Here is a 5,970-nt window from a genome sequence, read left to right on the forward strand (position 1 = left end):
CCGCCGCGCGGCCTCGGCCAGGCCGGGCAGCTCGACGGTACGCCCGCCGCCGGGCCGGACGCCCGGCTCCACGGACTCCTTCCCAGGGGCGGCGCGGCGGGAGGCGGGGGCCGCCCAGGCGTCGGAGATGCCCTCAGAGAGGATGTTCAGCGCGAGCACGGTGATCAGGATGAGCAGGCCCGGGAAGACCGTGGCCCACCAGCCGCCCAGCAGCACCAGGTTCTTGCCGTCGGCGATGACGCTGCCCCACGACGGGTTGGGCGGGCGGACGCCGGCGCCGATGAACGACAGCGACGCCTCCAGCACGATCGCGTCGGCGACCATCACCGTGCAGAAGACCAGCACGGGCGCGGCGCAGTTGACGGCCACGTGCCGGACGAGGATGTGCGGGGTGCGGGCGCCGATGATCCGCTCGGCGGCCACGTAGTCCTCGCCGTACTGCGCGAGCACGTTGGCCCGTACGACCCGGGCGACCGACGGCATGTAGACGAAGGCCATGGCCATCACGAGCACCGGGATGCTGCCCCCGAACACGGCGACCAGCACCGCGGCCAGCGCGATCCCGGGAAAGGCCATGATCACGTCGAGCGCGCGCATGATGGTCTCGTCGGCGGCCCTGCGTGAGGTGGCGGCCATGGCCCCGACGGCGGCCCCGGCCAGCAGGGCCAGGCCGGTCGCGCCCAGCCCGATGATCAGCGACCAGCGCGCGCCGTACAGGAGCCTGGACAGGATGTCGCGGTTGGCGCTGTCGAGCCCCATCCAGTGCTCGGCGGACGGCCCGCCGCCCGCGGCCTCCTGGAAGTACGGCGAGTGCGGGGCGAGCGTCGGAGCCAGCACGGCGGCGAGCACGACCAGCGCGACGACGCCGGCCGCGACCCACGAAAGAGGCCGCGGCCCGCGGAGGGCCACGCCGGGCCGGGACAGGCGTTCCGTCAGTCCACGTCTCATGCGGCGCTCCTGAGCCGGGGGTTGACCAGCAGGTAGAGGATGTCGACAGCGAGGTTGACGACCATGAAGCCGACCGCGATCGTCAGCACCACGCCCTGCACCACCGCGGGGTCGCCGTCGCGCACGGCGTTGATCATGAGCTGGCCCATGCCGGGCAGGCCGTAGATCTGCTCGATCACCACGGTGCCGCCGATCAGGTAGCCGATGCGCAGGCCGAGCACGGTCAGCGGGTTGATCAGCGCGTTGCGCAGCACGTTGCGGCCGACCACGACGATCGGCGGCAGGCCGCTGCCGATGGCGGTGCGCACGTAGTCACGGTCGAGCTCCTCGACCATCGAGGTGCGGATGATGCGGGTGAGCTGGGCGGCGACCGGCAGCGACAGCGACAGGGCGGGCAGCGTCATCGAGCGCAGCCAGCCGCCGAGGGAGTCGGCCGGGTTGATGTAGCCGCCGGTCGGGAACAGGCCCTCGCCGACGGCCAGCCACTGGATCATCAGCAGCGCCAGCCAGAACGCCGGCGCCGCCACCCCGACCAGCGACACCACGCGGATCACCTGGTCGGGCCAGCGGTCGCGGAACAGCGCCCCGGTGACGCCGAACACCAGCCCGAGCACGACCGCCACGGCCAGCCCCAGGAACGTGAGCTGGAGCGTCAGCGGCAGCGCCGTCGTCACCGACTCGATCACCGGCTTCTTGGTGAGGACGCTGGTGCCCAGGTCGCCCCGTACGAGGTCGCCGACGAAGCGGACGTAGCGCAGCGGCAGCGGGTCCAGCAGGCCGTTCTCGACCTGGAACTGGCGGATCTGCTCGGGGGTCGGGTTCGCGCCCTGGAAGTACGCGTACTCCGGCTTGCTGGAGGAGAAGCGCATCACGACGAACACGAACGCGACGACCCCGAGCACCAGCGGGACCAGGATGAGGACCCGCCGCACCAGCATTCTGGCTATGAGGACCATGCCAGGCTCAGACCCGCTTGGCCTGGAGCAGGTTGATCCCCGGGTACGGCTGGGCGCGCACGCCCGACAGCTTCCTGGGATCCCAGGCGGTCATCAGCTCGGTGTGCACGACCGGGTAGAGCACGGCCCGCTCGGCGACGACGTCCAGATATCTGTGCACCAGGGCGATCTTCTCGGCCCTGTCGGGCTCCCTGGTGGCCCCGTCCATCATGGCGAACAGCGCCCTGGCCTCCTTGCCGCCGTCGAAGTGGGCGTACTTCATCCACAGGCCGCCGGGCGTGTAGTTGTAGCGCATGATCAGGTCGGGGTCCATGCCGAACTGGTTGGGGTTCGAGGCCGCCGCGACCACCTGGTAGTCCTGGAACTGGTCCATCTTGGTGAACAGCGCGGCCGTGTCCTGCGGCTCCAGCGTGGTCTTGACGCCGATGGCCTCCCAGGAGGCGGCGATGGTGGGCAGGCAGTCGACGATCCAGCTGACGTTCACCGACATGAGGTTGATCGTCAGGTTGCTGACGCCCGCCTCCTTGAGCAGCGCCCTGGCCTTGTCGGGGTCGTGGTCGTAGACGACCGCGGCCCGCTTGTGGTCGGGGTGGCCCTCGTTGAGGAACGAGCTGGAGGCCGTGCCGTGGCCCTTGAGCGCCACGTCGATCATCTTCTGCTTGTCGATCGCGTAGTGCAGGGCCTGGCGCACGCGGACGTCGTCGAACGGCTTGGTGCCGGTGTTGAACATCAGGAACAGGTGGTTCATGCCCGCGCCGCCCTCGACGGTGAGCCCCTGCTGCTTGAGCCGGTCGACGTTGGCGTACGGGATGTTGTCGGCGATCTGCGCCTCGGCGGAGCCGCCGGAGATCTTGGCGACCCGGGCGGCGGCGTCGACGATGGTCAGCCAGTTCATCTTCTTGACCACGGCCGGGCGCGGCCCGTTGTAGCCGGCATGGGCCTCGAAGGCGGTGTTGGACTTGGGGTTGTGCGCGACCACCTTGTACGGCCCCGACCCCACGGCCTTGCCGCCCTTGGCCGCGTCCCACGCGCCCGGCCGGCCGAACACGTGCCTGGGCATGATCTTGGCGATGGTCAGCCTGGGCGCCGCGTCGGGGAAGGCGAACTTGAAGACCAGCTCGACGCTCCGGTCGTCGATCTTCCTGACCTCCCGCAGCCAGGTCCTGAAGAAGTTGCCGACCAGGACGTTCGCCTGCGGATCGAGCACCCGCTCGTAGGTGAAGACCACGTCGTCGGCGGTGACCGGCTTGCCGTCGTGCCAGGTGGCGCCCTCGCGGAGGGTGAACTTCCACGTCGTGGCGTTCAGGTCGGCGGGCAGCGCGGTCGCGAGCGCGGGGTACGGCTCGCGGGAGATGGGGTCGGTGTCGAGCAGGCCCTCGTAGACGTGGTTGATCCCGGCCATCGCGAAGGCCGAGGCGGTCTGGGTCGGGTCCCAGCTCTGGTCGTTGCCGTAACCGATTACGGCGGTGATGAGATCCTTGTCGGAGCCGGCGCCCACGGAGCCGGTCGAGGCGGGGCCTCCCGAGCAGGCGGACAGGGTCGCCGCGATGAACGCCGCCGCACCCGACGCTCCGCTGTAGCGCAGGAAGTCGCGGCGGCTGAAGTCGGAGCTCACGGGTGCCTCCTGGGGGTAGGTGCAGCTTCCGCAACCTGCATTGGCCCGCTGAACGCGACCCAATGTGGAACATGGGACATCCCATGTCCTATGTTTGCGTAACGTGGACGCTAAACGCCGGAGGCGCTTGAGGTCAACCGGAGATTTCCGGAATGTTACCTAGACGCCCTACCAGAGAGGGATTTTTCATGACCACTGTCCCGCGCTCGCGGCCGAGCCGTGCCGTGGAGGCCCAGGAGGGCGTCAAGGACCTGATCCTCAGGCGCGGGCTGGTGGCGGGAGACCCCCTGCCCACCGAGTCGGACCTCATGGAGGAGCTGGGCATCAGCCGCAACTCCGTCCGTGAGGCGCTCAAGGCGCTCCAGGCGGTCGGCATCGTCGACATCCGCCACGGGTTCGGCATGTTCGTCGGGCGCATGTCGCTGGCCGGGCTGGTCGACGAGCTGGCCTTCCACAGCCGCATCACGCTGCTGGACGACCGCAACCACCTCGCCCACCTGACCGAGATCCGCGAGATCCTGGAGAGCGGCCTCGTCCAGCGCCTCATCGACCTCGGCCCGGACGCCGGCCTCGACCCGGTCGCCGACGTCATGACCCGCATGGAGGCCGAGGCCGAAGTCGGCCAGGTGTCGCCCGAGACCGACCGGCTCTTCCACGACCTGCTCTACCGGCCGCTCGGCAACCCGCTGGTCGGCCAGCTCCTGGGGGCGTTCTGGGACGTCTACCACCAGCTCCGCGACCAGCTCGGCGCGCCCGACGAGTCGCCGGAGGACGTGGCCAGGCGGCACCGCGACATCTACGCGGCGGTGACGGCGGGCGACCGCGCCGCCGCGGCCGACGCCGTCATCGCCCACTTCGAGGGCGTCCGCAACCGCCTCGCCCGCCTCACCCAGGCGACCGAACCCTAGCCCCATCACCGGGCCGGACCTGAGACCCACCCTCGGGCCGGGCCTTAGCCGGGCCTAGGCCGGGTCCGGGTCGAAGGATCGCCATTCGGCCCGCCAGGCGGCGAACCAGCGGGCGAACCACGGCCACTCCCCGGCCAGGCGCGTGGCGAGCGGCACGACGTGCGCGACGGTCTCCCCGTGGTAGCGGCGCTGGAACGCGGTGGGCATGCGGTGCAGCTCCTGCACGTTGCTCACCCGGTCGGCCAGCTTGACGAGCAGGGCCGGCTCGGGCGCGCCCGCCAGCGAGCGCAGGTAGGCGGCCTTGACCGCGGCCTTGTCCTGCCCGTCCGCGACCCGCGGCTTCGTCACCCAGCCGACCAGCTCCGCCACCTGCTCCCCGAACCTCTCCTCGATCTCCTTCCGGGTGCAGGCCGTGTCCTCGACCACGTCGTGCAGCACGATCGCCACCAGGACGTCCGGGTCGGTCACGCCCGCCCCGGCGACGGCCACCTCCAGCGCCTCAAGCAGATGCTCCAGGTAGGGGACGCCGGTGGGCCGCCGCTGCGGGCCGTGGTGCAGCGTCGCGAACGCCACCGCCTCCCGCAGCGCGTCCACGGTGTCCGCGGGCAGCGCCGCGCTCAGCGGCCCCTCGGCGCCCTCCCAGGACTTCCAGCTCGTGAAGGTCTCCATCTCACTCCTCCCGCGACATCTCACTCCTCCCGCGCCCCAGGATTCCTGATCCGGCGCGGTCCGGGGAGGTGGGGCACCCGGTGCCCGCTCCATGCTGCGAATGATCAACGCGAACGGGACACAGGCGTCCCACAGAAATCACACGTACCGGCGTTGAGCCTTATCGGGTCGCCGGCCGTATCTCCCCTTGAGGAAAGGAGCAGGGCGATGGCGGCGCGACCGGCCCCGTCCCCCCTATGGGGGGGCACCGGTCGCGCCTGCCGCCATTCCCGGCCGCACGTCGGGCATCCCCTCCTCCGCGCCTTACGCGCGACCGTGTTCGCGGTCGTGTGCGTCCTGCTGTCGGCGGGGCTGCACACGCTGACCGGGGGCGGCGCCGTGAGCCTCCCGGTGCTGGCCGTGGCGACGGCGACGACCTGGGGCGGGGCGTTCGCGCTGGGCGGCCGGCGATGCGGGCGGCCCACGATCCTGGGCGCCTGCCTCGGCGCCCAGTACGGCCTGCACCACCTGTTCTCCTCCGCCGCCGGGGACGGCACGCACCACGTGGCCGCCCTCGGGGACGGCCTGCACCATCTCTTCGCCACGCCGCACGGCCTCGAGTGCCTGCTGACCGGCGGCATCTCCTTCGGCGGCGGCGCCGGGAACGGCGTCGACGGCCGCATGCTCATGGTCCACGTGGCCGTCGCGCTGGTTTCGAGCTGGTGGCTGGAGCGCGGCGAGGCGGCGCTGTCCGATCTCGTCCGCCTCGCGCTCACCTCGGTGCACGAGCTGCTGGCCCGGCTGCTGGTGCCGCTCGCGCCGCCGATCACCGTGGCGGCCCCGGCTCTCAGCTCCGCCCGGGCCGCGCCGGTGCCCCCGGCGCCGCCGCACACCG

At 71.4% G+C, this 5,970-nt stretch carries 6 protein-coding genes; 2 read left to right on the plus strand and 4 right to left on the minus strand.

Features of this window, described 5'->3' with window-relative positions:
- The 3 genes from DQW85_RS29235 to DQW85_RS29245 all read right to left on the minus strand — a co-directional run.
- Nucleotides 1-948: ABC transporter permease (locus tag DQW85_RS29235; protein WP_162795468.1), on the minus strand; the 948-nt coding region annotated here is incomplete at its 3' end.
- Nucleotides 945-1,886 (minus strand): ABC transporter permease, encoded by a 942-nt coding sequence (locus tag DQW85_RS29240; RefSeq protein WP_240197498.1) that lies wholly within the window; start codon nucleotides 1,884-1,886, stop codon nucleotides 945-947. The genes DQW85_RS29235 and DQW85_RS29240, both read right to left, overlap by 4 nt.
- A gap of 25 nt (nucleotides 1,887-1,911) precedes the next feature.
- The gene (locus DQW85_RS29245; RefSeq protein ID WP_113703075.1) at nucleotides 1,912-3,519 is read right to left on the minus strand and encodes an ABC transporter substrate-binding protein; all 1,608 of its coding nucleotides are present in this window, start codon (nucleotides 3,517-3,519) and stop codon (nucleotides 1,912-1,914) included.
- Nucleotides 3,520-3,707: 188 nt separating this feature from the next.
- Here DQW85_RS29245 and DQW85_RS29250 point away from each other — a divergent pair, with 188 nt between their 5' ends.
- Nucleotides 3,708-4,427: a FadR/GntR family transcriptional regulator gene (locus tag DQW85_RS29250; protein ID WP_113703076.1), complete on the plus strand. Its 720-nt coding sequence runs from the start codon at nucleotides 3,708-3,710 to the stop codon at nucleotides 4,425-4,427.
- A gap of 54 nt (nucleotides 4,428-4,481) precedes the next feature.
- Here the strand turns inward: DQW85_RS29250 and DQW85_RS29255 are convergent, their stop codons facing one another.
- Nucleotides 4,482-5,096 carry an HD domain-containing protein gene (locus DQW85_RS29255; RefSeq protein WP_113703077.1) on the minus strand — a complete coding sequence of 205 codons (615 nt, stop codon included), beginning with the start codon at nucleotides 5,094-5,096 and terminating at the stop codon, nucleotides 4,482-4,484.
- A 315-nt stretch (nucleotides 5,097-5,411) separates the two neighbouring features.
- Here DQW85_RS29255 and DQW85_RS29260 point away from each other — a divergent pair.
- On the plus strand, nucleotides 5,412-5,970 hold a 559-nt coding region (locus DQW85_RS29260), incomplete at its 3' end, for a hypothetical protein (RefSeq protein ID WP_113703078.1).

Source organism: Nonomuraea lactucae (assembly GCF_003313395.1).
GTDB lineage: Bacteria > Actinomycetota > Actinomycetes > Streptosporangiales > Streptosporangiaceae > Nonomuraea > Nonomuraea lactucae.